The following is a 1,384-nucleotide window of genomic DNA, read 5'->3' as shown; positions in this document are numbered from 1 at the left end:
GGACTCGCCCACTGGAATAGTGATGGTCTGGCCGTTGGACAGGGTCACTACCACTGGCGAGCCAGTCACTGGCGCGGTGACCGATGCGGTGTACACCACGGTTCCACCTTCGGCCACGCTTGGCGTGGCGGTCAGGCTCACCGTCGACGTATCGATAGTATCGGTGACATCGGTCACCGCTGGAGCCGGGTTGGTTTCCAGGTTCTCGAAGTTGCCGCCCTCGGCCTTGCTGATGGTGACTTCGACCTTGCCGGCATCTTTGTAAACATCATCCGCAGGAGCGGCAACGGTTGCAGTCCCCGAAGTGGCGCCTGCCGCGATGGTGATGACGGCACCGTTGGAGAGTGTGACCGTGACCGGTGTGCCAGCGGCGTTGGTCAGGGTGGCGGTGTAGACGATGGACCCACCTTCGGCCACGGAGTCGGTGGCCGACAGGCTCAGGGTGGTGGTATCTGGCGTATCGGTAACGCTGGTCTCAGCGGGTTTATCGCTGATTTCCAGTTTTTCGTAGTTACCGCCATCGGTCTTGGTGATGGTGGTGCTCAGAGAGCTACCGCCAGCCAGGGCGTCATTCGGTGCAGTGAAGTTCACGCTGCCGGAGGACTCGCCCACTGGAATAGTGATGGTCTGTCCGTTGGACAGGGTCACCACAACCGGCGAGCCAGTCACTGGCGCGGTGACCGATGCGGTGTAAACCACGATGCCGCCTTCGGCGACGCTTGGCGTAGCAGTCAGGCTGACGGTGGAAGTGTCGATGGTGTCGGTGACATCAGTCACAGCCGGAGCTGGGTTGGTGACCAGGTTCTCGAAGTTGCCGCCATCCGCTTTGGTGATGGTGACTTCAACCTTACCGGCATCTTTGTAGACGTCATCGGCTGGTGCCGCGACGGTGGCGGTGCCAGTTGTGGCGCCTGCGGCAATGGTGATCACCGCGCCGTTGCTCAGGGTCACGGTGACCGGAGTACCGGCAGCGTTGGTCAGGGTCGCGGTGTAAACAATCGAACCGCCTTCTGCCACGGTATCGGTAGCAGTCACGCTGAGGGTGGTGGTGTCCGGTGTGTCGGTGACCGAGGTTTCAGCTGGCTTGTCGTTGATCTCCAGCTTCTCGTAGTTGCCGCCGTCAGCCTTGGTGATGGTGGTGCTCAAGGAGCTGCCACCGGCCAGGGCATCGTTGGGTGCGGTGAAGTTCACGGTAGCGGACGATTCGCCCACCGGGATGGTGATGGTCTGGCCATTGGACAGCGTTACTACGACCGGGGAGCCAGTTACTGGGGCGGACACCGAGGCTGTGTACACCACGATGCCGCCTTCGGAGACGCTTGGGGTCGCGGTTAACGAAACGGTGCTGGTATCGATAGTGTCAGTGACATCAGTCACGGCTGGA

1 protein-coding gene is annotated in these 1,384 nt (G+C 61.4%); it reads right to left on the bottom strand.

Annotated elements, in window-relative coordinates:
- Window positions 1–1,377: immunoglobulin-like domain-containing protein (locus tag FW796_RS31825; RefSeq protein ID WP_446440699.1), on the bottom strand; the 1,377-nt coding region annotated here is incomplete at its 3' end.
- Window positions 1,378–1,384: the final 7 nt, after the last annotated feature.

The sequence above is a fragment of the Pseudomonas sp. 910_21 genome (genome assembly GCF_052850735.1).
The sequence above is the reverse complement of the archived record's forward strand: the minus strand, read 5'-3'. Positions and strand labels throughout refer to the sequence as shown.